This is a genomic window from Streptomyces sp. P9-2B-2 (assembly GCF_030406865.1).
Classification (GTDB): Bacteria; Actinomycetota; Actinomycetes; order Streptomycetales; family Streptomycetaceae; genus Streptomyces; species Streptomyces platensis.
Window position 1 is genome coordinate 1,104,742 of record NZ_CP129126.1, and the last position, 23,066, is coordinate 1,127,807.

Consider the following 23,066-nt stretch of genomic DNA (forward strand, 5'->3'; position numbering starts at 1 on the left):
GAGGGGGCGCCCGCAGGGAAACGCGACCCATAGCACCGGCCGGCCGTGCACCACGAAGGGCCCAGGACCGACACCGCGAGAACACAGCCCGCACACGGGGCGCGCGCCCCACCAAATCCCCAGAACGCATCGGTCCGCGAGCGAGCCGCTACTGGACGTAGCCATTGCGCATGCAGGCCCGGAATTGCGCATTCAATGCGCATCGGGCACAGACATTGCGCATCGGCCTGCGGGCCCTACGCGAGAGGTCCGTTGCGCACCTTCCCGCAGCTACGGACCGTCCAGGCCGATCACGATACCGAAGGGATCAATCACCTGGCAGATCTTCCTGCCTGGGACGACCTGCAGCGGACCACGGTGATGAGTACAGCCGGCATCGAGGAGGCGCTGCCGTACGGCATCCACGTCGTCCACGGACCAGTACGTAACTGTGCTGCCACCATGAGGGTTTCGTTTCTCGTCAGCCATGTGGAAGCCGAACTCAACGCCATCGACGTCGAGCCACGTGTAGACAGATTCTCCCGCTTCCTCACGGTGCAGCTCGGCCCCGAGCGCATCAGACCACCATCGGCCGACCTCGTCCGGTGAGGGCGTGAAGTACATGACTGCTCGGACCCGACCAAACACGCTTCCTCCTCGAACCGTTCGGACCGCGCACGCTATCGCAGGGCCAGGAGAGAGAGCGACTGAAGCCTCGGTGGGACTACAGCGGGACTACAACCAGCTCCTGTCCCGACCCAACAGGATGGGTTGTACTCCGAGCAGAGCCTCGTGCCCGGCTCCCGACTGTACGCAGAGGACCCGGCCACGCGGGTGCCGCATGAGGAACTCAGGTAGGCCGAACGGGCGGTTCTGTCGCCGACTTTGAGGATGGTCAAGCCGTGATCCAAGCTCAACGTCACGTACATGTGCGCGACGTATCCCCGCAGGTCATCACCCCATGCGCCTCGCGTGCAGTCGGTAAATCCGAGGACCCCGAGAAGTCCGCCCGATGGTGGTCGCACGTCCTCGACACCCCCGTACACCGCGACGTCGCCGGCACCAACGTCTATACCTGGCTCGACGTCGCCGGCATCGAGCTGGGCTTCCACATGCTCGACGAGCAGCGCAACAAACGCGGCGGCAGCCCCGTGCCGTACTGGTCCGTCAAGCACCTCGACACCGCACGCGAGAAGCTGCTCAACGCCGGGTGCACTCACCACCGCGGGCCCCTCGACGTAGGGGACGGCACAGGTCGCAGGATCGCACAGCTTGTCGACCCGTACGGCAACATCATCGGAATCGACGGCTACTGAGAAACCAGGCATGCACCATCGGTCCCTGACCCCACTCACGCTTTCGGCCCGGACACGCGCGGCGGGCACCCGCGCCCCGGACGAAGTGGCGGCACGGGCGTCGCGCTGCCGGTCTCCCCGCCTTGTCCGCGAGTCGCGAACATCCAGCGGTTATACCGTGGTGTGCAGATCGCCGCGTTCGAGGGCCTCGCGCAGCACGTCGGAGATCTCCTCGGGCAGCAGGTTCACGCTGGCGAGGGCCTCGGTGGTGAGGGGGATCTCGTCGAGGAGGTACTCGCCGCGGTCGTCCCGCTGGAACTCGGGGCCGGTCTTGTCGTCGAAGTTCCACTGCGTGATGTGGGCGAGGTAGAAGTATTCGGTTTCGCCCTTGGGGTTCTCGAGTTGGTGGAGCAGGCGGCTGATCTCGGCCTCCCCGGCGATCTCCTCGCGGACCTCGCGCAGGAGTGCGTCCTCGCGGGTGGCGTCGCTGTCCTCGACGCCGCCGCCGATGATCACCCAGTAGGGGGCGGCGCCGGGTCGGATGCGCTTCATCAGGAGCAGGGTGTTGTCCTGGGTGATCAGGATGGCGCGGACGCGCTGCTTCATGGGTCGGTCTCCTTCGGTTTGGTGGTGCGGTGGTCAGTGGAGCAGCCAGCCGCCGTCGATGTGCAACGACTGGCCTGTGATGAACGATGCGGACGGTGCAGCGAGGAAGGCGATGGCGGCGGCGACGTCGTCCGGCTGGCCTCGGCGGGGGACGCACTGGCGGGCGATCTGGTCGTCGGGGCGTGGGCGGTGGTGGGTGGGCAGGGTGTTCTCGGCGTCGACCTGGATGGCGCCCGGCAGGACAGTGTTCACGCAGATGCCGTGGGGGCCAAGTTCCCTGGCCAGGGACCGGGTGAGGCCGAGCAAGCCGGCCTTGGCAGTGCTGTAGGCGGTCAGTCCGGAGCGTCCTGCGCGGGCGTTGACGCTGGAGACGTTGATGATGCGGCCCCACTGGCGGCCGATCATCGCTGGGGTGACGGCGTGGCTCATCCGGTAGTGGATGGTCAGGTTGACGTCGAGCGCGCGGCTCCAGGCGGCCTCGCCAGTCTCGTGCCAGGTCATGCGCGGGTAGGCGCCGGCGTTGTTGACCAGGATGTCCACCGGGCCGACCTCGCTGGTGACCTGGCTGACCATCAGGCCGACTGCATCCGGGTCGGTGAGGTCGGCGCTCACCTCGATTCCGTCTGCGCCGAGTCGGCGTACCTCGTCGAGGGCGGTGCGGGCCTGGTCGATCTGGGCGTAGTGGCCGGGGGCGACGGTGGCGCCGGCGCTGGCGAGTGCGCGGGCGGTAGCCGCGCCGATCCCAGTCGCGGCGCCGGTGACGAGCGACGCGGCCCTGCAGGGGGCGGGCGGTCAGGGGCGGGGTGAGGAGGGCGGTGGTCACGGGTTCTCCACGGTCGCGAGGTCGCTGAGCGGGTCGGTGTGCGTGAACGGGGTGGGGTCTGTCAGGTGCTGGGCCTGGGCGAGTTTGGCCACCAGGAGGAGCAGGTCGCTGGAGTTGAGCAGGTGGGGCGGGATGACGCCGAGGATGCGGAGGGTGAGGAAGGAGCGGAGGGCGTGGAGCTGGCGGCCTCTTGGCAGGCCGGCGGCGTCGCCGAGGTCGGTGGTGATGCGGTCGAGGAGTCGGGTGAGGGCGGTGTGGCGGCCGGGGCCGGTGGGCCAGGTGTGGTGCAGGTCCAATCGCCGGTGCCGACTGGACAGTTCGGTGTGCTCGATGGTGGGAGTGGCGGCTGGGGGCAGGTGGAGGGGCAGGGTCCGGTGGTAGACGTCGCGCTGGTAGGTGGGCACGAGCCAGCCGCCGAGGGCGAGGAGGTACCACAGGAGGTTGGCGATCTCACAGGGTGTTGCGTCCTGCGTGCTCGAAGTCGAGCCAGCACGCGCCTGCGGCGCTGGCGGCGATGTTGGGCTCGGTCGGGTCGCCTTGGGTGATGGCGGACGTCCACTGGCCGTCGGGGTGAAGCGCGCCGCGAGCGGCGTTGATCGCGGCGGGCACGTCCAGGAGGAGTGGGGTGTCGTTGACGGTGGCGGTGTAGCCGGTGAGCGCCGGGAGAGGAATCGGTTCGCCGGTGTGCGTGTCGGTGACGGTGAGGCTCGGGTCCTGGTACCACGTGTCCAGACGGCCGCCGGGGCGGATGCGGTCGGCGTAGAGGGCGGGCACGCAGCATGACAGGGCCGTGGTGCGGCCGGTCGCCGTGGTCGCGGTGATCAGGTCGTCACAGATGGCATTGATCAGGCCGGCGACGTCGCTGGTGGGGGCGTGGCCGTGGTCAGCGAGGGCGATGAGGTCGCCCAGCAGGAGCTGGCAGCGGCCGGAGGCGAAGACGTCCTCGTAGGTGATGACGTCGGTGTCGGCGTCGAGCCGGGTGCGTTGGAGGAGGGTGGGGACTTCGAGATGGCCGGCGATCTGGCGCCAGCCGAGTTCTTCGGAATGCGCCCTGGCAGTGGGAAGGGTCTTGCGGAAGGGGCGATGGGCGGGCGCGGTGTTCATGCGGCTGCCTCGGAGGCCGGCATGGTGGCCATCCAGTGGTCGAGGACGAGCTGGGCGAGGTCCTGAGCGGCGGCCCGGTCGGTGCGCGCTCTGAGCACCAGACTGTCGTTCGGCTCGGCCGCTGCGCGCACAAGGGCGTCCAGGGCGTCGGTGTCTGCGGCCTGCTCGATGCCGTCGAAGCGGAGAAGGACCTTGGCCAGCAGGGCGGTCACCTTGAACAGGGCGCGCAAGTCTGAGGCACCCTTCAAGAGTTGCCGACGGATCTCGACGGCTGCCTGCACTCCGGCTTCCAGGCTCGCGGCGACGTCGTCGGCGAGCGGCGGGGCGGGGATCGTCAGGCCCGGCCGGGCCCACAGCGGGAGCAGGGAGCCGGTGCCGAGAAGGGTCATCACGTGCAGGAGACGCGAGGTGACCGCGCCGGCACGGCACTCGGCCTGGCTCAGGACGGTCAGTCCGAGTTTGACCTCGCCTAGATCGCTCTGCGTTTCGGTCAGGACCTGGCGCAGTTCGCTGGTGCGGTCGGGCTCGGCGATGACGAACACGTCCAGGTCGCTCCAGCCGTGCTGGTACTTGCCGCAGGCGCCGCTTCCGGTGACGGCGAGCAGGTCGATCAGCGGCTCGGGATGATGTGTGGTGCGTTCCAGCAGGACGGTCAGGAACCGCTCCAGTGCGACGGGCAGCCCGAGGCAATTCACCGGCGTGGTGGCTGGGGTGACGGCGGGCCAGGCGGCATCCAGCGCGATTCCGTCGAGCTGGCGCTCCAGCGCCAGGCGGCTGCGATTGTTATCGACCACGGCGTCGGCGATCGTGGCGATCTCGCCTGCCCCCCGGGATGCCTTCACCGTGTCCCTGAGAGTCACATCCTCAGGGCCGGCCGTCCCGCGGCGGGCTCGCAGCTCGGCCGCGGTATCGATGTAGGCGACCGACAGCTGGTCGCCGAGCATCCGGCGCAGTTCGGAGGTGACGTCGAATTCGTGGAGGGACTCCAGGGTGATGCGGTCGAGGAAGTGGTGCGCGGCCGTGTAGCGGTCCAGGCTGTCCAGGAGGAGTTCGGCGCGGACGACGGGAGCGAGGGCGTACGGGTCGTCGATGCCAGCGCGGTGGGCGGCGTCGTCGATCAGGTAGCCGATCTTGAGACGGGCGTGTCCGTGGCGGGTGCGCAGGTACTCCCCCGCGGTGCTCTTGCCGCTCTCGGACATCCCGCCGAGCGCCACGACGCGGACGCCGGGCAGGCACCCGGCCGGTACGAGCGCGGTGTGCGGATGCAGGAGGCCGCGCAGGTCGTGCTGGACCGCGACGACGGAGCGGCTGTCGACGACGATGACCCCGTCGAAACGGCCCTCGCCGGCCAGGCGGTGGATCTGGTGGTGCAGATGGCGCTGGTAGTCGGCGTAGGTGGGGGTCACGCTCGTCTCGTGGGACAGTGCGCGGGCGGTGCCGATCGCCGGGTCCTCGTGGTGCAGCAGGACGATCCCGTGCTCGCCGGCCTCGGCGGACTTCAGGTCCTGGGCGTACGGCTCCAGTAAGTCGCGTGCTCTGTCGGCGGCCTGCTCGGGGGCCAGGTCCTCGCGCACCGCGGCGGTCGCGGCAACGGACGCCTCCAGCATCGGCAGGCCCCGGTCCATCAACCGCAGCCCCGTCCCGGCACCCGGGCGGCTGGCGCGCTGGAGGTAGGAGGCAGCCAGGACGTCGGCGACCTCCTGCATCGGCCCGGTCTGGAACCACCAGGCGCTCATGCCGTTCTTCTTGATCTCCTCCCACCGGGCGTCGTGCGCGTCCAGCGGTCCGCTCGCCACGGCGGCGGGGCCGATCCGACGCGCAAGGATTCCGAGCTGTTTGGTCTTGCCGGTGTTGTCCGCGCCGCTCAGCGCGAGGGTGGTCACCGCGTCGTCGCCCATGCCGGGCCTCCGATCCTGTCTGGGCCTGTCCCGTGCCGACGGGCCCGGGATGGCGAGTACACCCAACACCCGTCCCTGGAACCAGCGTTCGAGGGTCATGCGGGAGTCATGTAGCTGTCGCGTTCGGGCCCCCACGCCTGCCTTCGGATGCTGAGATGGACGGGTGGACGCGCTCCCAAAACACCCGCTCGCAATCGCCCGGTTCCTTCACGGCCTGTCCCAGAGCGACCTCGCCGAGGGAATCAAGCAGGCGGCGCGCCGCCGCGACCGCAGAGCGGGCACGACCAAGCAGCAGGTGTCCGTGTGGGAGCGTCCCGGGGGCCGTGCACCCGATGCCTGGTATCAGCAACTGATCGCCGACGTCTTCGGTGTCGACCACGACCTTGTGACCGCGCTGGGCTGGCCTTACTGGCTGCCCGGGAACGAGGCGCCCGTTGCCCTGGGCACAGGGGCGACGGTCGCCGCACTCAGAAAGGCCCAACGCCGCGCCATGCTCAACCGCCGCAGCCTGCTCGGACTCGCACCTGCCGCTCTCGCGGCGCTCGCACAGCAGTGGGCCACCCTCGATCCGGCCCTGGCCTCGTCAGCCGCCGACGGCCAGGCCGTCGCCCCGGAGTTCGTCACCTGGCTGGAGAGCAGCGTCAAGCACCTCGCGGGCATGGCCACCGCGGACCGCCAGCACAGCAGCCAAATCCTCGACAGCTATTACGACACCGTCGTCGGCTTGCTTGAAAACTCCCGCTACGACCAGGCGACCGGAACCCGCCTCTACGCTCTGGCCTCCTCCCTTGCCCAGACGATCGGATGGCACCGCTTCGACCACGAACACCACACCGACGCCGGCCACTACTGGAGCGCGGCCCTCCACGCCGCGCACCACCTCGGCGACCACGACCGCGGAGCGGGCATCCTCTCCGACCTCGCCTACCAAAGCATCTGGCTCGACCAGGCAGGCGCCGCCATCGACGTCCTCGACCACGCCCTGTCCCGCACCCAGGACCCCACCGCGCGCTCCCTGCTCCACCTCCGCAAAGCCCGGGCCCTGGCCATGAACGGCGACGCCCGCGCCTGCCGCCGCGACCTCAACGCCGCCGAACACGCCCTCAATACTGCCACCGCCGCACCCCCCCGCATGGTGCTCCTGGATGAGCCCAGCAGACCTCGCCGTCGACTCCGGCCGCTGCCTCATCGACCTCGGAGAAACCGGCCCCGCCCTGCACCAGATCACCCAGGGAGTAGCCCTCCTGCCCACCGCCCGGGACAAGACCCGCGCGGTCTTCCTCGCCTACGAAGCCGAAAGCCTTCTGCACCAGGGCGAGATCGACCACAGCGTCGCCACCGCCCACGAAGCCCTCGTCCTCGCCGAGCGGATCGGCGCCTCACGCTGCGTCCGCCAGATCAGCGACCTCGCACGCGGCTACGAGCCCCACCTGAAGGTGCAGGGAGTTCAACAGTTCCTCCACACCGTACGGACAGCGGCATAACACCTTCTTCGCCGGACCGCGGCTCTCGATCTGCATCGGTGTCGGGCTCTAGGCGGCAAAACCGTTCCAGGGACAACCACCCCTGCCCACCCCCGGGGCAACTCCGCAATGGGAGCGCCGCGCCGTAGCGGACGGCCCCGTGCCGCCATCGAGGCCACGGTGGACGACCTCACACCGGTTGAGCGCGCCGCCACCTGTACGCAGCCGCCGCCGACCTCGCCCGCCAGATCGCAGCCGCGAACTCCAACGTCGAAGGCGAATGCGCCGACAGCGCGCTCACGAACGGGCGCGCCCTTGTACCCACCACAGTTGAACAGGATCGTCTGCACACCAGTTGCCTGTCCAGGCAACCTTGCCCCGCCGCTGAGCAGCGCCTGGCCCGCCGGCGGTACGGCCGTGAGTAGACTCGGCGGCTATCCAGAACCGGATGCCCGTACGCCTCGGTCACAGGCACCCACCAGCACATCTGACCCACTGGAGGCCGCGGCATGAGCACGCCGCTGCTGCTCGTCGACGGACATAACCTGCTCTACCGGTCGTGGTTCGGCTTCCCCACACGCATCTGGAACCGTGCTCGTGATGCGGACTGCACGGGCGTCTTTGGGTTCGCCGCCCTCCTTCGCAAGGCCCAGATCCAGCACGCGCCCGGCCACGAGATCGTCGTCGTCATCGACGCCGAGGACGGCTCGCAGGGCCGGGCAGCCGAAGACAGCGACTACAAGGCGAACCGAGCCGCGCCCGAGCCGGGTCTGATCGAATCCCTCGCCGACATCAAGCGCGGCCTCGATGCGTGCCAGGTGCGCTGGATCGAGCATGACGGGTGCGAGGGCGACGACGTCCTGGCCACGCTCACCACCACCGCCCGGTGCGATGAGCGCCCCACCGACATCATGAGCGCGGACAAAGACTTCATCCAGCTCCTGGACGACCCCCACGTCCGCCTACTCAACACCGGACTGGCCGAGGCAAATCGCTACACCACCAGCGCCGACGTGCCAGCGCGCTACGGCGTCACGGCCGCCCAGTGGCCCGACTACCGAGCCCTGACCGGCGACCAATCCGACAACATCGCCGGGATCCGTGGCGTCGGCCCGAAGACCGCCGTACGGCTGCTGGCAGGCAGTGCCACCCTCGACCAGGTACCCGCCGCCTCCCTCAAGTCCACCTGGTCTGACCAGTGGGCCCAGGCCCTGCGCTGGCGCGAGATGATCCGGCTCGACCGCAAGGTCGACCTCCCCGACAACATCCTCACCGGCGTCCCGTCCGCCGAACTGCCCCGGGCCGCCCAGCTCCTGGAGAGTCTGGACCTGTGGTGATAGGCACTCCCCGCGTTGTGCTGTGGGACTTCCACGGAACCCTCGGCCATCACCTCCACGACACCTGGGCCGAAAGCCTCCTGGCGATCCTCGATCGACAGCAACCCGGCCCCCCTGGACCTTCGACGCGATCTTCAAGGCTCTCGCCACCGGCTTCCCTTGGCGCAACTGCGACACACCCCACCCCCACCTCACTCCCCCGGCCCGGTGGTGGGCCCATGCTGGTCCCGGGAACGCGCCACTGGAGCGGATGAGAGAGCATCGTGGTCCTCTCTTCAACGGACAGGGGGGCATCCCCGCCCCGGGCGCGAGGGCCGGCGAGCGGGTTGCAACCACCAGCCAGCCCACCATGACGTGTAGGCGATGACATCTCGCTGTCAGTACCCATTGGGCTTGATGCGCTTTGACGGACATCTGAGATCAGGGGTTCTGCCCCGGGAGGATGTCCATCATGGAGAGCATGGGGAAGAAGAAGCCTCGGCCTCGCCGTTCGTTCACGTCGGAGTTCAAGGCCGAGATCGTCGAGCTGTGCCGGCGTGGTGACCGCTCGGTCGGTCAGGTCGCCAAGGACTTCGACCTGACCGAGACCGCGGTGCGGCTGTGGGTCAGCCAGGCCGAGGTCGACGCGGGCGAGCGCGATGGGCTGACCAGCAGCGAACGTGAGGAGTTGGCCGCGCTGCGGCGGGAGAACCGCCGGTTGCGGGAGGACGTGGAGGTCCTCAAGCGGGCGACGGCTTTCTTCGCGAAGGAGACCCGGTGACGGTGCACCCGTTCATCGAGGCGGAGAAGCGAGACGGTCACAACGTCAAGCGCGCGTGTGAACTGCTGCAGGTCTCCCGAGCCGCCTTCTACGCCCGCCGCAGTGGCAGGACCGGTCCGCGGGCGGTCCGCGATGCCGAGCTGACCGAGAAGATCGCCGAAGTTCACGAGCGGTCCCGCGGGACCTACGGAGCCCCGCGAGTCCACGCCGCCCTGCAACGACAGGGCGAGGACTGCGGCCGACGCCGCATCGCCAGACTGATGCGCAACGCCGGGCTGCAGGGCCGGCACCGCAGACGACGGCAGCTGACGACGATCCCCGACCCGCGGGCCACGTCCCGGCCCGACCTCGTCGTCCGGGACTTCGCCCCCGACCCGGACGGCGTCGACACACGCTGGTGCGGTGACATCACCTACGTTGCCACCGAGGAGGGCTGGCTCTATCTGGCCACCGTCATCGACATCGCCTCCCGCCGCGTCGTCGGCTGGTCCACCGCCGACCACCTGCGGACCGAACTGGTCGCGGACGCTCTCACATCCGCCTGCCGCCAGCGTCGTCCCACCCGGCCAGTGATCTTCCACTCGGATCGTGGATGTCAGTACACGAGTCAGCAATTCGCCACCCTGGCAACGGAGTTCGGCGTCCGCCTGTCCGTCGGCCGCACCGGGCAGTGCTGGGACAACGCGCTCGCCGAGTCGTTCTTCGCCACCATCAAGCGGGAGTTGCTCGACACGGGTTCCTGGCCCAGCCGGGCCACCGCCCGCACTGCGATCTTCGACTTCATCGAGGGCTGGTACAACTTGCAGCGACTACACAGCAGCCTCGGCTACCGCAGTCCCGCCGAATACGAGACCGCACTCGCAGCCTGACCACCACACCGATGGTGTCCGTCAAAGCGGAACAAGCTCAGTACTTCGCTGAATCCCAGCGGGGAGCCATCATGAAGGGGTGGCCTTTTGAATGAGGCTCCTACCCAACCCGGGGGCATCTTTGAGGTGATCGTTGGTTCGTATACGGAGGATACGAGGTCGGCGGCTCCTGATCCTGATCCTGATCCTTGCCCCGGTGCGACGCGTGCGGTTTGGACGAAGTGGGCGGTTGGAAATCGAGTAGACATCTCCTGCCAGCTGCCGTAGGCAGGTGAGGGCGGCTACGGCCCTTAGGCGGCGGGGCAAGAGACCCGGGCCGATTCGATGGGTGCCCGGGCTATCAGGTGAGCGTGACTCCGAGAGTGCGCTTCAGGCCGCGGGTCCCCGTGTCGGTCAGGTGCACCACCCGCGGGCTCAGTCCCCAGCGCACCCAGTCCAGCACGAACAGGCGTGCCGTCAGGACGGCGCCGAGCCCTCCGGCGAGATGGTGCTGATGCTCGCTCCAGTCGACGCAGTAGCGGATCGCAGGGCGGCGGGGCGGTAGCCGGTCGGTGTCGACGCCCAGTTCGGCGAGCATTGCGCGGCCCGTGCCGGTGAGTTCGTACTGGCTGTCGTGCCCATACGACGACGGCCTGTCACGTACTGCCAGTTCGGGCCGGTGGATACCGTCGGAGCCGGTGAGTACGCCACGTTCCAGCAGGCCACGCATGAGCGCCACGCCCAGCCGGCCGGCGAGGTGGTCGTAGCAGGAGCGGGCCTGGTGCAGCGCGTTGGCGCGGTTGCTCTGCTTGAGCGAGGTGATGGCCAACGGCGGTGCGATCAGCGCCAGAGCCTCCAATGCGGCGCTGACGTCCGGTCCGGTGAGCCGGTAGTAGCGGTGCCGTCCGCGCTGTTCGACGGTAACGAGTTCTCCCTCGACAAGTTTGGCGAGGTGCACGCTGGCGGTGGCGGCGCCGATTCCCGCCTCCCCGGCCAGGACACTCGCGGGCAGCGCGCGGCCATCGGCCAGACCCTTGAGGATGCGGGCACGCGACGGATCGGCTATGAGCGCGGCGGCGCGAGCGATGTCGGTCTGGTGCTTGAGCGGCTCGGCCTGGCGCTCGGTCGGCCCAGCACCTGCCGTCAAGTGAGGGCTGGTGGGGCGGCTGTTGTTAGGCATGGCGCCATCGTAGAACAACAACACTTCGTCAAGAGACGAAGTATTTGACCTCGATGCTCTTCTCATGACCACCGCAGCGATTGCCACCAGTGTCCGCGACCCGGCCGGCCGAACGCCCCCGCCGGCCAGCGGCGAGAAGAAGCCCCTCGATCTGCCTCCGCTGATCGCGCTCAGCCTCGGCTACTTCCTCGTGATGCTGGACGTCACCGTCGTGAACGTAGCGATCCCCGACATCCGGTCTTCGCTGGGCACGGGCCCTTCCGCGCTCCAGTGGATCGTCGACGGATACAGCACCGTCTTCGCCGCACTGCTGCTCCTCTGCGGAGGACTCGCCGACCGGCTCGGACATCGCCGCGTGTTCCTCGCTGGCCTGGGACTGTTCACCGCAGCCTCCCTGGCCTGCGGCCTGGCCACCACCTCCGGTCTGCTGATCGCCGGACGACTCGCCCAAGGCGCCGGAGCAGCGCTGCTCGTACCCGCCTCGCTCGCATTGCTCCAAGCCTCATTTCCCGATCGTGCGGTGCGGGCCCGGGCCATCGCCGTCTGGGGAGGCGTCGCGTCGGTCGCCTTCGGTGCGGGGCCGGCGGTCGGCGGGTTGCTTGTCTCAGGCTCGGACTGGCGCTCGGTGTTCTGGCTGAACCTGCCGTTCGGCGCGCTCGCCGTCCTGCTGACGCTGCGGCACATCCCCTCCTCCGCACCCCGGCCGAGCACGCGAAAGGCGGACCCTATGGGCCAGATCCTCGCCGTCATCGGCCTGGTCGGTGTGGCCGGCGGCCTCAATGAGGCGGGCTCGCACGGCTGGACGTCACCCCTGGTCCTGTCCGTCTTCGGCGTCGGCGCCGCGGCCCTGGTGGCCTTCGTGCTGACGGAACGCACCCTGGAGTCACGCTCGACGCGGGGCCGCACCCGGCGCGATCCGCTGCTGCGGCCGTCCATGTTCCGCTCGCGCGCCTTCACCTTCACCACCGTGATCGGGTTGCTGATCAGCCTCGGCTACTACGGCATGCTTTTCCTCGCCACGCTGTACTTCCAGCAGGAGCGCCACCTGAGCGCCCTGGACACCGGCCTGGCCCTGCTGCCCTCGGTGTGCATGGGGTTTGCCGCCGCCCCGCTGTTCAGCCGCATCGCGGCCCGCAGCGGCCCGTACGTCCCGATGGCCGCCGGTCTCGTCCTCGGCACTTTCGGCTGCCTCGGCTGGCTGCTCGCCGGACCCGGCACTCCTTATCCCGTCCTGCTCTTCGCGCTGATCGCCACCGGCCTCGGCCAGACCATGACGGCCCTTGCCGCCATCGCCGCCGTCGTCGAGGCCGCGCCGCCTTCGGACGCGGGTATCGCCACTGCCGTCCTCAACGTGTCGCGGCAGGTCGGCAGCGCCGTGGGTGTGGCCCTCTTCGGCACGTTCGCCGCCACGGCGGACGACTTCGCCTCCGGCCTGAGTCTGTCGGCGGGCGTCGCGGCGGCTACGTTCGCCCTCGGCGCCCTGCTCGCACTGTCGGTCCGGCGCCAAGCCCGCGGGGTGCATGCCTGACTCACGCAGAGCACACAGTCCTTGACCCCGCAGACCGCGGCTGTCACCTGCTAGGCCGCCCCCGGGCCGCGTGAACACTCGACGGCACCGGTACCACCACCGCCCCACCATGGTCCCCGGACCGCAAGGAGTTACCACCCTCATGACGACACTGCACCGCAGCCCCGAGATCCTCCGTTACACCGCGTTCTCCGCCGACCGCGCGGGCGGCAACCCCGCCGGTGTCGTCCTGGACGCCACCGGCCTCTCCGACGGCGAACAGCTCGCGATCGCCGCGCAGCTCGGCTACAGCGAGACGGCGTTTCTGACCGCGCCCCCAGCGGAGCTGGCCGACCAGGGACGGGCGTACACCGTGCGCTACTTCTCTCCCAAGGCCGAGGTCTCCTTCTGCGGACACGCCACCATCGCCACAGCCATCGCCTACGCGGAGCGCCACGGGCCCGGCGAACTGGTCCTCGCCACTCCTGCCGGCACCGTCCCGGTGAGGGTGACCGAGACCCCGGACGGAACCCTGCAGGCCACCCTGACCAGCGTCGAGCCGGCCGTCCACGACGTTGCCGAGAGGGATGTCACCGAGGCCCTGACGGCGCTCGGCTGGCATGCCACGGACCTCGACCCGGCCTTCCCGCCGCGAATCGGCTATGCCGGCGCCCGCCATCTGATCCTGGCGGCCGCGACCCGCTCCCGGTTGGCCGATCTGAGCTACGACTTCGAGCGCCTGAAGGACTTCATGACCTCCCTGGACCTCACCACGGTGCAGCTGGTGTGGCGCGAGTCCGAAACGGTCTTCCACGTGCGCGACCCCTTCCCCGTCGGCGGCGTGGTCGAGGACCCGGCGACAGGCGCCGCGGCCGCCGCATTCGGCGCGTACGCACGCGAACTGGGCCTGGTCCCCGAGGAGTCGAATCTCGTCCTGCACCAGGGCGCAGACATGGGCCGCCCGGGCGAACTGTGGGTCGAGCTGGTCGCCAGCGATTTGCGAGTTCGGGTGGGCGGCACGGGAACCCGGATTCCGGAGACCGACGCAGCGCAGCTCGGCTGAACGTCCATCTGAGCACCGCGCGACTACCGCCGGCTGCCAACGCAGCATCGAACCCGGCCCGTGAAGCCGCGTAAGGCTGCCCAAGTCTTGTTTGCGAGCCGAAGTCCATCGGACTGGTGAGGGCGGTGAATCGCCCTCACCGTTCAGGCCGGTGTTCAGCGCACTTTGCGGTCCTCCATCGGAGCCGCCATCAGCATGTCCTCGTCGGTCTGGGGAAGATGGGGGGGTGTCGCTGACGAGCCGGGCGGAGTTCGCCACGACGGCGATGCTGCTGGTGTTGTGCATCAGTGCGGCGAGGACCGGATCCGCTGTCTTGGATCAAGTGGACGCCACTGGACGGTCCTTACAACCTGTGCCAGGTGGGACCGTCGAGCTCGGAGCGGGCGACTACGGGCAATCCAACAGAGCTATAGCCCCAGTATCTGCATCAGTCAAGATCCGGACCATTCCCGGGCCAGCGATCCCGGAAAGGCCCCAATGGCTGCCATATCCGCAGGTCAGCGCAGTGCCTGCGCTGTACCACCAGCAGACCAAGAACCTGCTGGTGGTCTTCTTCCTGGCCTACGGCAGTGACGCAACGTAGCTAGCAGCGCCCCATATGATCTTGCTTCCGACGGCGCCCTCATCCCGCTGCACGTGGCTTCCCTGGGGAGAATCTGGGGAGTTTGGGCGGCGCTGGGGAGCGCGTGGGGAGAATCGACCGCGTAACCGAGTACGAGCCTGAAAGGCTATGAAAGACGGATCTGCGCAGGTCAGAGATGCCCACGACCGTGTCGCCGCAGCTCACAGCCTCCTGGTAGACAACTTCATGATGTACGTACCGAGATCGTCACCCTCGACGATTCCCGGAAGCGAGCCGCCCTCACGCAGAGGTGTGACGTAGCGAGTCGCTGTGACTTCTGTCAGCATTTTCCCAGGCTATCCGACCCACTGACCTCACAATCCACAATTAAATCCGGCCCCGCACAAGCCGGAAAACCCGCCGCGATCAGCGTCGGGGAGAACCTGGGGAGTTCCTACCGGCACGGTGGATCCCCCTTCCTCTCAGACTCCCGAGACTCGGCTCTGCGCGGAAGGTCTTGCTCGGTCCAGATTCATTTGCTGTCGTGGAGGTAGCGGGCGCCCCATCGTCTGGACAGGGCAGCGACGAGTTGCAAGCCGCGTCCGCCTTCATCGGTGTAGCCGGCATGGCGAATGCGAGGAGTGCTCAGGAGCCTGCGCCTGCTCCGCAGCCGCTCCCTGATCTACGAGGGAGGTCATGCCCTGGACCGCGCATGCCCGGGCTTCACGGCTACCTGGATCGACGAGCCCGACCTTGTCCGGGTGACGTCCTGAGATGACACCGCAGCACGACGTGCCTGGTTACGAAGCGTCTGCTTTCATCAGGCCGAGCGGCCAGGTCCAAGCGGTTACCCTGGCCCTGCCGTTCGCACTGGAGGAGTGACGACGCCGGACCTCGTGGTCGACCTCCTCCAGCACTCTGGCGCACTGGACAGGACTCCGGCCGATCGACCGCACTGGCCGCCCAACTCACCCTGGCACAGCCCAACGTCCTGAGACAGTGGAGTCTGTTCCGCTCGGTGCCCCGGGTGCCGACCAGGCGCCTGCTGCTGATCACCCCGCATGGCGCGGGGCCCTCCAGCCAGAGGGCGGCGCGGATGAGTCAACGATCCGCTTCAGGCAACTGCGGAATCACTCCGCATGTGGAACTAAAGTTGACTGCCGAGCGTTATTGGCTTTACACCACGTGTAACAACGACCGGAAGCTCAGCCCTTCAACGGATGGTTCGAGGTTCGGCGGACCGGTCGAGCAGTTCAAGGGGGATCCTGATGGGGAACCGAAGCTGGCATTTACACCGTTATGCGACGGTCGTCGCCGTGATGATCGCGGCAGCAGGATGCGCTCACGCCGCGCCCAACACGACCGACCAGGCCCCCGCCTACAGACAAAGGGATACCTCTTCCAGCACCCCCACCCCCACCGAGCCAGGGTTAGCGCAGCCCGCCCCATCAGGCCGTGGAAGAGCAGAGCCGCCGACCCCCGGCAGCACGGGGTCGGACGGCCAGGGAGGTTCCTCAGGAGGCGGCTCTTCGTACGGCGGTGACCCCATCAATCCGGTCGAGTCTCCACCTGTCGAGCACAGCATGCCCCCGGCGAACGGCGCCGGTCTGGATCCCTCGGGAGGCACCGACGGCGGTAACGCCCACGAACCCGGCGATCCGGACGAAGGCTCGGCGCCCAGCAACGATGAAGAGCCGCCCGCCGAAACATGCCCTCGGCCTGAAGGATCTCCGTTCCCCTCGCTGGACCCAACAGGACCGGCAACGCCATCATCCCCGCCTGACACAAGTCCTGCACCGCACGAATCCTGCCCTCACCCCTCCACCACCTGAGTAGCGGACGGACGAAGGACGCAGGGCTTGACCGGTAGAAGGGACTAGAGAGTGCCCAGGACAGGGCGGGTTGGCCCGCAACCGCGAGCCAACGATCCGGCACGGCGGCCTTCGCCAACCCGCGTTGCGCAGACCGGAGGACGTCGCACAGCCCGCGCCGTCCCACGGACACGAAGCCGCGTCCGAGTGAGGCCGGCGCCGCCGGCTTCGACACAACGCGCCGCCGGGGCCCGTACGGCAACCGGGCTGCTCGGCATGGTGACAGCGCAAGCATCCTTCCTGGTAGCGGTCATGTACTACCTGGGTGCGGTCTATATGACGTCCTACTACCGCTACTTCCGCCTGGATGCATTCAGTCTGGGTTTCGGCTTCGCCGAGCTGTCGATCCAGAGCCTGAGCGTCGTGACAGTGCCCGTAGCGATCTTCTTGACTGTGGCTGTACTGGTCGCGCGTCACCTCGCCACCAGGGGAGCGGCACCTGTTCAGGGGCGCGCTGCGCTCATGATGGAGAGGTGGGCCCGAGGTGTGCCCCGAGCCCACCTGTGGTTCGTCTTGACCGGCCTGGTTCTGTTGCCTTGGTGGTCACTCATCCAACCCTACGGATGGACCGTTCCCTTACTCATGGGGTTCGGCATATTCCTGGGCCAGACCCCTTGGTCCGGTACAGCGCCCGCTTCTGCCTCGCTGTGGAGCAAAGCGGTGCCCGTCTTCTCAGCCGGCCTGCTGGTGATGTGGGCATTCACCCTCGCCACCGACCAAATGGGCGAACAAGAGGCAGAACAGGCCGCCGACAACCTCGTGCGGCGCACCGCCGTAGTGGTCCTGAGCGCCGACCGCCTCAGCCTGGCCGGACCGGGGGTGAACGTAGAGGACCTGGGCGCGAAAGCGCACTATCGGTACCGCTACACCGGGCTCCGCCGACTCATCGAACGCAACGGGCGTTACTACCTGCTGCCCCTCGGCTGGAGTCATTCGGTCGGAACCACGCACGTCATCCACGAAGGAAACGGCGTTCGAATCGATCTGATGCCTGGAATGCAAGGCATTCGGGGCTGGTGAGTTCGCCGCAACAGGCAAGACCGGCCGGCGGATCGCCGCCCGGCTGCGGCTGCGCAGCACGCCGGTGCGCGCCGCCTCTCGATCGAGCCGGACCCGGTTCGCCTGGTCCGCTTGACCTCGGAACCGTTGCAGTACAAGGTGTGTTGTCCCGGCACGTACGGTTTGCTCTACGTGCTCAGCAAGGATCTGCGGCGGCTCACCCGCCCGACAGCCCGCGCCGCCAGCACGCTGAAAGAGGGCCGTTGCCCGGTCGAGCCGCGCACACGACGGCATCCATCTCCCCCGCACAGACCGGCAGGGTCGAAAAGGCCCTGGTCGACCAGGGGTTCAAGAAGACCGTGATCGATCCCGGCAAGAGTCACGGCATCGACGTGGAGATCGTTGAGCGCAACCAGGCCGACACCGGCTTCGTCCCGCAGGCCAAGCGGTGGATCATCGAGCACACCAACGGGATCTTGATGTTCTACCGGCGTCTGGTCCGCGACTGCGAGCACCGGCCCGCGACGTCACGCTCGCGCGTGTTCCGGGCGATGCCCTCCGTCATGGCCCATCGGCTCACCGGCGCCACCGTTGCCTCCTGGAGGACAGCGTGAGTGACAACCCGCAGACCAGGGCTTTCCTGGAGCACGTCGAGGCCCGGGAGGCCGAAACTCGGCGAGCAGGACGGACAACTCCGCTCCCGCATCGCGGAACTCACCGCCCCCTTGGCGAACTCGACGCGGAGGGCGAGAACTTGCGCATCACCCGCAAGACCCTCCTCTCCATCCCCGCACCGGCCGCCGCCGACGAACCGTCCGGGCCTGACGTGCCGGACCACCCTGCCTACCAGCAGTTCCTCGCCGTCTTCGCCGATGCTGCGACGCCGCTGCGGGCCCGCGATCTCTGCCGGGCCCTCGATCTGCCGATCGTCCCGAAGAACACCGAAGACATCCGGTCAAGCTGAAACCCCTGGTCACCAGGGGCATCCTCACCGAACCCGAACGCCCAGGACGAACAGGCAGCGGGCCATCCCGTGCCGGTGCCGGGCTGGTCGTGGTCCTTGCGGGGCAACAACCAGGCCCACGCCACCGTTCGGCCAGTGTCCGAGCCCGCGGGAACGCCGCTCCAGCGTCGCACCGGGTGACGCATCACCGGCAGACTGTCATCTGATGCCGAAGACCAGCCAGTCCCCTCCGGGGCCCTCAAAACCGCAGACCGTGCCCAGCGGTGGCAGGTGGCTGCCGCATGGCTACCACCTCGACCCCCATACTCATGACCACGGACAGCTCGTCTACGCAGCCGCCGGGACACTGGCCACCACGACCGAACGCGGAACCTGGGTCGCCCCGGCCAACCGTGTGACGTGGACGCCACCCGGCTTCGCCCACTCTCATCGCTTCTACGGCCGCACCGACGCCCGCCTCCTGACCATCCCGATCGACCTGTGCGGTGAACTCGTCGACCGGCCCAGTGTGTTCGCCGTCGGTCCGCTGCTGCGCGAGGCCGTCTTGGCGCTGACCGACGAGCGGCCAGAGGTCCGTCCCGGCGCCCGCAGGCGACTGCTCGCGGTGGTCATCGACGAGCTCTACGACATGCCTGAGCAGTCGTTGCACCTGCCCGAATCCAGCGACGACCGGCTGCGCACCGTCACCGGCCTCCTGCACGCCGATCCTGCGCGGCCTGCGACCCTCGCCGAGCTGGGACGCGTCGCGGGAGCCAGTGAACGCACCCTGAGCCGCCTGTTCCACACCGAACTCGGCATGAGCTTCCACCAGTGGCGCACCACGCTTCGCATCCACCATGCCCTGGGCCACCTCACCCACGGCATGTCGGTCACCGATACAGCGATGGCATGCGGGTGGTCGAACCCCTCCAGCTTCATCGACGCCTTCAACTCGGTCGTCGGCCAGACCCCGGGCAGCTACCAGGCAGATCTGCGCACCAGCCGCGCGCTTCCTTAGGGCTCGGCACCACATCCCCGTCTGCCCCGCGACGCCTGGCACGCACTCTCGCCGCACCGGGCGAGAGCCCCAGTACGTCCGGTACGAGGACTTCAGCCCGGCATGCCGAGAGCATGCATCAGCCGTCTCGGGGGCGCCCTTCTGGCGACGACGGGAGGGTGGCTACAGGCCCAGCGGCAGGGGTCACCGGCGGACGCGCGTCGGGCATCGGAGTGCACCAGGTTGGCGGGTTTGCGGCATCGGCTGTCCATTTACCGGTTGGGTGCCCCTGTGGTCGGGTCCCACAGTGGTGCTCAGTACGCCACACCATCTAGGCGGCGCAGTCGCTCACGCTCAGGCGGGTTCGGCCCGGCCGTCTGCGAGGAGCCTGAAAACACATGAGCAAAACCGACAAGAAGGCAACTGTCGTCATCGTGGGAGGCGGCATCGCCGGACTGGCACTCGGCAACTTCCTTCTCCGTAAGGGCATTTCCTGCATCATCCTGGAGAGGCACGGTCGTGAATACGTAGAGCAGCGGCAGAGAGCCGGGGCGCTCGACGCCGGCGGGGTCCGACGGCTGCGCGAGTGGGGGCTGGCCGAGGTCGTCGAGGGCCGCAGCCGCGGGGACCTTGATTCGGGTGTGCCGCTGCTCATCGAGGGCGAAAGGCGGCAGTGGAGGAGGGAGGACGACTCGGAGGATGTCGACGGTGTGTTCTGCCCGCAGCAGATACTCGTCCAGAACCTCATCAAGGTCTTTCTCCGTGACGGTGGCGATCTGCGCTTCGGAGCCGAAGACGTCTCCCTGCACGACATCGATACCGAGCACCCTCTGGTGCGCTACCGGGACGCCACCGGCTCGACAAAGACCGTCAGCTGTGACTTCATCGCCGGCAGCGACGGCTTTCGTGGCGTCAGCCGGACGGCCGTCCCCGATGACGTCCTCACCTGCTCCGCCCACGAGTTCGGGTACGCCTGGCTCACCGTCATGACCGAGGTGCCTGCGGACCCGCCGGCCGTGCTGGCCGTGCACTCCCGCGGCTTCGCCGCACAGATCACTCGCGGCCCGAGCGCCAGTCGTCTCTACCTACAGTGCCCGCTCACCGACACCATCGAGCAATGGCCGGACGACCGCATCTGGCACGAACTGGACGCTCGCTTCGGCGAGCCCGTGACCCCCAAGGGACCGATCACCAGCAAGCAGGTCGTGCCGCTGCGCGGAGTGGTGTTCAGCCCCATGAGCTACGGCACTCTCTACCTTCTCGGGGACGCGGCGCACCTCATCTCACCGATGAGCGCAGAGGGGATGAGTCTCGCCCTCCATGACGCCGACGTGTTCGCCCGCGCAGTCGTCCAGCAGGTCGAGAACCACGATTCCGGTCTGCTCGAGAGCTACTCCGACACCTGCCTGGACCACACATGGCAGCGGCAGGCAGCCGCGGTCTGGTTGACCGAGACGATGCACGACTCCGGTGACCCCTCCTACGAAGGGGAGTTCCGCAGGCAGATCGCCAGGAAGAACCTGGCAAACATGCTGGAGCGGCCTGGGGCCGGCACTCTCCCCCTACGTGCAGTCGATCCATTGCCGCAATCCCCTGAGCCGGCTGCGGTGTCGACTCGGTAGTTGTCGACTCGGTAGTTGTCGACTCGGTAGTTGTCGACTCGGTAGTCGCGTCCGGTCGGGGACGTGCGAGGGGCGTTGCTCCCGGTTGCCTACGCCCCATCCTTCGGGCGCGGAACACGCCCTCCTCACGCCAGCAGAGATCGACGCGCAAGCGCGATGGCCCGGCGGGCGGAGACGTCAGGGGCGCGTGTCCCCGGGCGGACGCCGGCGGTCACCCCGTTCGATGCGGTGGCTTGTAGAGGTCGTCAAGGCGGAGTGGCGCGGGCTGGGGCAGGGTGGTGCCGTCTGTCGGCAGGCAGGACTGGAGGAAGTAGGCGAGCAGGCGGCGGGATGCGGCCACGGAGGCCGCCGGGGACTCTCGCACGACGCCGCTGTTGGCCAGGAGCAGGAGGGTGACGTCGCTGGGGTCGAAGTCCTTGCGCAGCTGTCCGGTGTCCTTCGCACGCTGTACCAGCTGGGCGAGGCCTGCCTCGGCGCGGGCACGCTCACGATGGACGTCGGGCGCGTCGGGAAATTGGGAGAGGAACGCGGCGCTGAACCCGCGGTCCTGGGCCTGCATCAGGCACACCTTGGTGAGGACGTTGCGGAGTCCGCGCCAGGGATCGTCGTCCTGAAGGGCCTCGTCGAGGGCTGCGACGCACTGGCTGAGTTGTTCGGAGAACGCAGCGGCGATCAGCGAGCCGCGTGTCGGGAAGTGCCGGTAGAGGGTGGCGGCACCCAGCCCCGCTCTGCGGGCGATTGCGCTGGAAGATACGTCGGTGCCATTGAGGGCGTATGCCTCGCGGGCGGCCTGGAGGAGCCGGGCGCGGTTGTGCCGGGCGTCGGCTCTCTGCCCCGGGGCGGGCGGGCCGGAGGCGGAGGGGGGCGCGTTCCGAGACAGTTCGCCAGGCATGTCTCCCACTTAATCACAAACGGAAGGGGTCGACCGTTTAGCGGGTTAGCGTGACTTGGTGCCGCGGTGCCCCGCGGTCACCTCTCTGCCGCAGAGGTGAGCGGCTGCGAGTTCTCTTGCTCAACGACGTTCCTGTGTACGGAGGTTGTCCGTGTTTGCTGTGCAATACCACCGCTATGGCGGTTCCGAGGTCCTTGGCATCGAGGAGGTCGAAGAGCCACACGCCGGGCCAGGTCAGGTCCGCATCGCGGTGCGCGCCACCGGCGTCACCCCTGCTGACTGGTACCTGCGCTCAGGGACGCTGCGGGACATCGCCACCGTGGACTTCCCCCACATACCCGGCATGGATGCCGCGGGCATCGTCGACGAGGTGGGTGAGGGGGTGACCGGCACCGCCGTGGGAGATGCGGTCTTCGGCCTCGTCCCCTTCGTGGATCAGGGAGGCGCCGCGGCCCAGTACGCCGTGCTGGAGGCGTGGGCACCCAAGCCGCGCTCGTGGTCCTTCGAGGAAGCGGGCGGCGCCGCCGGCAACATCGACACGGCCACGCGCGTACTGGAGGCCCTGGAAGCCTCCGAAGGCATGACGTTGCTGATCGAGGGCGCCGCCGGAGGCGTCGGCACCATCACCGCGCAACTCGCCCAGGGCCGCGGCCTCACCGTGATCGGCACCGCGAGCGAAGGCAACCACGGCTTCCTCGACCAGCTCGGCGTCGTACCGGTCACCTACGGGGCGGGGCTGGCCGATCGCCTTGCCCCTCTGGCTCCGCACGGTGTCGATGTGGTTCTGGACGCGGCCGGTAAGGGCTCTCTTGCCGAACTGGTGGCCATCGCCGGCGACCCGCACCGCGTGGTGACCATCGCGGACTTCGACGCCGCCCGGCACGGAGTGCGGTACCTCCGCTCCGAAACTGGAGAGTCGCCGGGCTGGGCAGGACTACCGCTGGCGGCCGACCTCGCCGACCACGGCCGCCTCACCGTCCCGCTGCACGCCGTGTTCCCGCTGAAGGAGGCCGCCACAGCTCATGACGTCAGCGCCACCGGCCACGCGCGAGGCAAGATCGTCATCACCGTGCCCTGACACGGCGGACGATTCGGCCCGCGACCAGCGGCCCGCAGCAGGGCGGCCACGGCTACGGTGGCCGCCGCCAGCGCGACCTGAGCCGGACCGCACGCCGGCGCCGGCCACCACGGCTGTACCGACCCGAACTGCCATAGCCCACACTGACCGGTGCCCGCCATCGGCTACTGATTCGTCGTCGGCGGCACCCTTGTCGCGCAGGGGCGCAGGCCCCGGACAGGTCGGGAAGCTGGAAGCGG

22 protein-coding genes are annotated in these 23,066 nt (G+C 68.6%); 13 read left to right on the top strand and 9 right to left on the bottom strand.

The window, feature by feature from the left end; genetic code table 11:
* Window positions 1–270: 270 nt before the first annotated feature.
* The gene (locus QT196_RS04970; RefSeq protein ID WP_168483565.1) at window positions 271–603 is read right to left on the bottom strand and encodes a VOC family protein; all 333 of its coding nucleotides are present in this window, start codon (window positions 601–603) and stop codon (window positions 271–273) included.
* A 305-nt stretch (window positions 604–908) separates the two neighbouring features.
* Here QT196_RS04970 and QT196_RS04975 point away from each other — a divergent pair, with 305 nt between their 5' ends.
* The gene (locus tag QT196_RS04975) at window positions 909–1,295 is read left to right on the top strand and encodes a VOC family protein (protein WP_290354409.1); all 387 of its coding nucleotides are present in this window, start codon (window positions 909–911) and stop codon (window positions 1,293–1,295) included.
* Window positions 1,296–1,445: 150 nt separating this feature from the next.
* Here QT196_RS04975 and QT196_RS04980 read toward each other — a convergent pair whose 3' ends face one another.
* The 6 genes from QT196_RS04980 to QT196_RS05005 all read right to left on the bottom strand — a co-directional run bounded on the left by QT196_RS04980 (window position 1,446) and on the right by QT196_RS05005 (window position 6,804).
* Complete coding sequence (locus QT196_RS04980; RefSeq protein WP_168477816.1) at window positions 1,446–1,880, bottom strand: NUDIX domain-containing protein; 435 nt, start codon at window positions 1,878–1,880, stop codon at window positions 1,446–1,448.
* A gap of 33 nt (window positions 1,881–1,913) precedes the next feature.
* Entirely contained in the window at window positions 1,914–2,621 is a 708-nt protein-coding gene (locus tag QT196_RS04985) for an SDR family oxidoreductase (RefSeq protein WP_168483567.1), read from the bottom strand.
* Between the two features lie 78 nt (window positions 2,622–2,699).
* A complete protein-coding gene (locus tag QT196_RS04990; RefSeq protein WP_290354410.1) occupies window positions 2,700–3,107 on the bottom strand; it encodes a hypothetical protein in 408 nt (135 codons plus the stop codon).
* A 46-nt stretch (window positions 3,108–3,153) separates the two neighbouring features.
* Window positions 3,154–3,807: a hypothetical protein gene (locus tag QT196_RS04995; protein ID WP_290354411.1), complete on the bottom strand. Its 654-nt coding sequence runs from the start codon at window positions 3,805–3,807 to the stop codon at window positions 3,154–3,156.
* Window positions 3,804–5,705 (bottom strand): nucleotidyltransferase domain-containing protein, encoded by a 1,902-nt coding sequence (locus QT196_RS05000; protein ID WP_248001032.1) that lies wholly within the window; start codon window positions 5,703–5,705, stop codon window positions 3,804–3,806. Before QT196_RS05000 ends, QT196_RS04995 begins: the two co-directional genes overlap by 4 nt.
* Window positions 5,706–6,288: 583 nt before the next feature.
* The gene (locus QT196_RS05005) at window positions 6,289–6,804 is read right to left on the bottom strand and encodes a hypothetical protein (RefSeq protein WP_290354412.1); all 516 of its coding nucleotides are present in this window, start codon (window positions 6,802–6,804) and stop codon (window positions 6,289–6,291) included.
* 46 nt (window positions 6,805–6,850) lie between these two features.
* On the opposite strand from QT196_RS05005, the gene QT196_RS05010 reads away from it, so the two are divergent.
* The 4 genes from QT196_RS05010 (at window position 6,851) to QT196_RS05025 (ending at window position 10,134) form a co-directional block, all read left to right on the top strand.
* Window positions 6,851–7,189, top strand: a complete 339-nt coding sequence (locus tag QT196_RS05010) for a hypothetical protein (protein WP_290354413.1) — start codon at window positions 6,851–6,853, stop codon at window positions 7,187–7,189.
* Between the two features lie 488 nt (window positions 7,190–7,677).
* Window positions 7,678–8,505: a 5'-3' exonuclease H3TH domain-containing protein gene (locus tag QT196_RS05015; protein ID WP_290354414.1), complete on the top strand. Its 828-nt coding sequence runs from the start codon at window positions 7,678–7,680 to the stop codon at window positions 8,503–8,505.
* Window positions 8,506–8,956: 451 nt separating this feature from the next.
* Complete coding sequence (locus tag QT196_RS05020) at window positions 8,957–9,265, top strand: transposase (protein ID WP_168477819.1); 309 nt, start codon at window positions 8,957–8,959, stop codon at window positions 9,263–9,265.
* The gene (locus QT196_RS05025; protein ID WP_168477820.1) at window positions 9,262–10,134 is read left to right on the top strand and encodes an IS3 family transposase; all 873 of its coding nucleotides are present in this window, start codon (window positions 9,262–9,264) and stop codon (window positions 10,132–10,134) included. The genes QT196_RS05020 and QT196_RS05025 overlap by 4 nt, the downstream gene beginning before the upstream one ends.
* A 340-nt stretch (window positions 10,135–10,474) precedes the next feature.
* On the opposite strand, the gene QT196_RS05030 is transcribed toward QT196_RS05025, so the two are convergent.
* Window positions 10,475–11,293, bottom strand: coding sequence for a winged helix-turn-helix domain-containing protein (locus QT196_RS05030; protein WP_290354415.1), 819 nt, complete (start codon window positions 11,291–11,293; stop codon window positions 10,475–10,477).
* A gap of 64 nt (window positions 11,294–11,357) precedes the next feature.
* Here QT196_RS05030 and QT196_RS05035 point away from each other — a divergent pair, with 64 nt between their 5' ends.
* The 7 genes from QT196_RS05035 to QT196_RS05065 all read left to right on the top strand — a co-directional run bounded on the left by QT196_RS05035 (window position 11,358) and on the right by QT196_RS05065 (window position 20,857).
* Complete coding sequence (locus QT196_RS05035) at window positions 11,358–12,821, top strand: MFS transporter (protein WP_168477822.1); 1,464 nt, start codon at window positions 11,358–11,360, stop codon at window positions 12,819–12,821.
* Window positions 12,822–12,963: 142 nt separating this feature from the next.
* Window positions 12,964–13,863, top strand: a complete 900-nt coding sequence (locus tag QT196_RS05040; protein ID WP_168477823.1) for a PhzF family phenazine biosynthesis isomerase — start codon at window positions 12,964–12,966, stop codon at window positions 13,861–13,863.
* 2,649 nt (window positions 13,864–16,512) lie between these two features.
* The gene (locus QT196_RS05045; protein ID WP_168477824.1) at window positions 16,513–17,316 is read left to right on the top strand and encodes a hypothetical protein; all 804 of its coding nucleotides are present in this window, start codon (window positions 16,513–16,515) and stop codon (window positions 17,314–17,316) included.
* 242 nt (window positions 17,317–17,558) lie between these two features.
* Complete coding sequence (locus QT196_RS05050) at window positions 17,559–17,909, top strand: hypothetical protein (RefSeq protein WP_168477825.1); 351 nt, start codon at window positions 17,559–17,561, stop codon at window positions 17,907–17,909.
* Entirely contained in the window at window positions 17,906–18,259 is a 354-nt protein-coding gene (locus QT196_RS05055; RefSeq protein ID WP_290354416.1) for a hypothetical protein, read from the top strand. The genes QT196_RS05050 and QT196_RS05055 overlap by 4 nt, the downstream gene beginning before the upstream one ends.
* A 205-nt stretch (window positions 18,260–18,464) precedes the next feature.
* Window positions 18,465–19,256 (top strand): AraC family transcriptional regulator, encoded by a 792-nt coding sequence (locus tag QT196_RS05060; RefSeq protein ID WP_168477826.1) that lies wholly within the window; start codon window positions 18,465–18,467, stop codon window positions 19,254–19,256.
* 377 nt (window positions 19,257–19,633) lie between these two features.
* Complete coding sequence (locus QT196_RS05065; RefSeq protein ID WP_168477827.1) at window positions 19,634–20,857, top strand: 4-hydroxybenzoate 3-monooxygenase; 1,224 nt, start codon at window positions 19,634–19,636, stop codon at window positions 20,855–20,857.
* Window positions 20,858–21,068: 211 nt separating this feature from the next.
* On the opposite strand, the gene QT196_RS05070 is transcribed toward QT196_RS05065, so the two are convergent.
* Window positions 21,069–21,749 carry a TetR/AcrR family transcriptional regulator gene (locus QT196_RS05070; RefSeq protein ID WP_290354417.1) on the bottom strand — a complete coding sequence of 227 codons (681 nt, stop codon included), beginning with the start codon at window positions 21,747–21,749 and terminating at the stop codon, window positions 21,069–21,071.
* A gap of 151 nt (window positions 21,750–21,900) precedes the next feature.
* Here QT196_RS05070 and QT196_RS05075 point away from each other — a divergent pair, with 151 nt between their 5' ends.
* Window positions 21,901–22,827, top strand: a complete 927-nt coding sequence (locus QT196_RS05075; RefSeq protein WP_211117292.1) for an NADP-dependent oxidoreductase — start codon at window positions 21,901–21,903, stop codon at window positions 22,825–22,827.
* Window positions 22,828–23,066 lie beyond the last annotated feature (239 nt).

Bases quoted from the DNA above. Each gene is read 5' to 3' on its own strand.
- QT196_RS04970 (WP_168483565.1), bottom strand. From the start codon at position 603: ATGTACTTCACGCCCTCACCGGACGAGGTCGGCCGATGGTGGTCTGAT.
- QT196_RS04980 (WP_168477816.1), bottom strand. From the start codon at position 1,880: ATGAAGCAGCGCGTCCGCGCCATCCTGATCACCCAGGACAACACCCTG.
- QT196_RS04995 (WP_290354411.1), bottom strand. From the start codon at position 3,807: ATGAACACCGCGCCCGCCCATCGCCCCTTCCGCAAGACCCTTCCCACT.
- QT196_RS05000 (WP_248001032.1), bottom strand. From the start codon at position 5,705: ATGGGCGACGACGCGGTGACCACCCTCGCGCTGAGCGGCGCGGACAAC.
- QT196_RS05010 (WP_290354413.1), top strand. From the start codon at position 6,851: ATGAGCCCAGCAGACCTCGCCGTCGACTCCGGCCGCTGCCTCATCGAC.
- QT196_RS05015 (WP_290354414.1), top strand. From the start codon at position 7,678: ATGAGCACGCCGCTGCTGCTCGTCGACGGACATAACCTGCTCTACCGG.
- QT196_RS05020 (WP_168477819.1), top strand. From the start codon at position 8,957: ATGGAGAGCATGGGGAAGAAGAAGCCTCGGCCTCGCCGTTCGTTCACG.
- QT196_RS05030 (WP_290354415.1), bottom strand. From the start codon at position 11,293: ATGCCTAACAACAGCCGCCCCACCAGCCCTCACTTGACGGCAGGTGCT.
- QT196_RS05035 (WP_168477822.1), top strand. From the start codon at position 11,358: ATGACCACCGCAGCGATTGCCACCAGTGTCCGCGACCCGGCCGGCCGA.
- QT196_RS05040 (WP_168477823.1), top strand. From the start codon at position 12,964: ATGACGACACTGCACCGCAGCCCCGAGATCCTCCGTTACACCGCGTTC.
- QT196_RS05045 (WP_168477824.1), top strand. From the start codon at position 16,513: ATGGTGACAGCGCAAGCATCCTTCCTGGTAGCGGTCATGTACTACCTG.
- QT196_RS05060 (WP_168477826.1), top strand. From the start codon at position 18,465: ATGCCGAAGACCAGCCAGTCCCCTCCGGGGCCCTCAAAACCGCAGACC.
- QT196_RS05065 (WP_168477827.1), top strand. From the start codon at position 19,634: ATGAGCAAAACCGACAAGAAGGCAACTGTCGTCATCGTGGGAGGCGGC.
- QT196_RS05070 (WP_290354417.1), bottom strand. From the start codon at position 21,749: ATGCCTGGCGAACTGTCTCGGAACGCGCCCCCCTCCGCCTCCGGCCCG.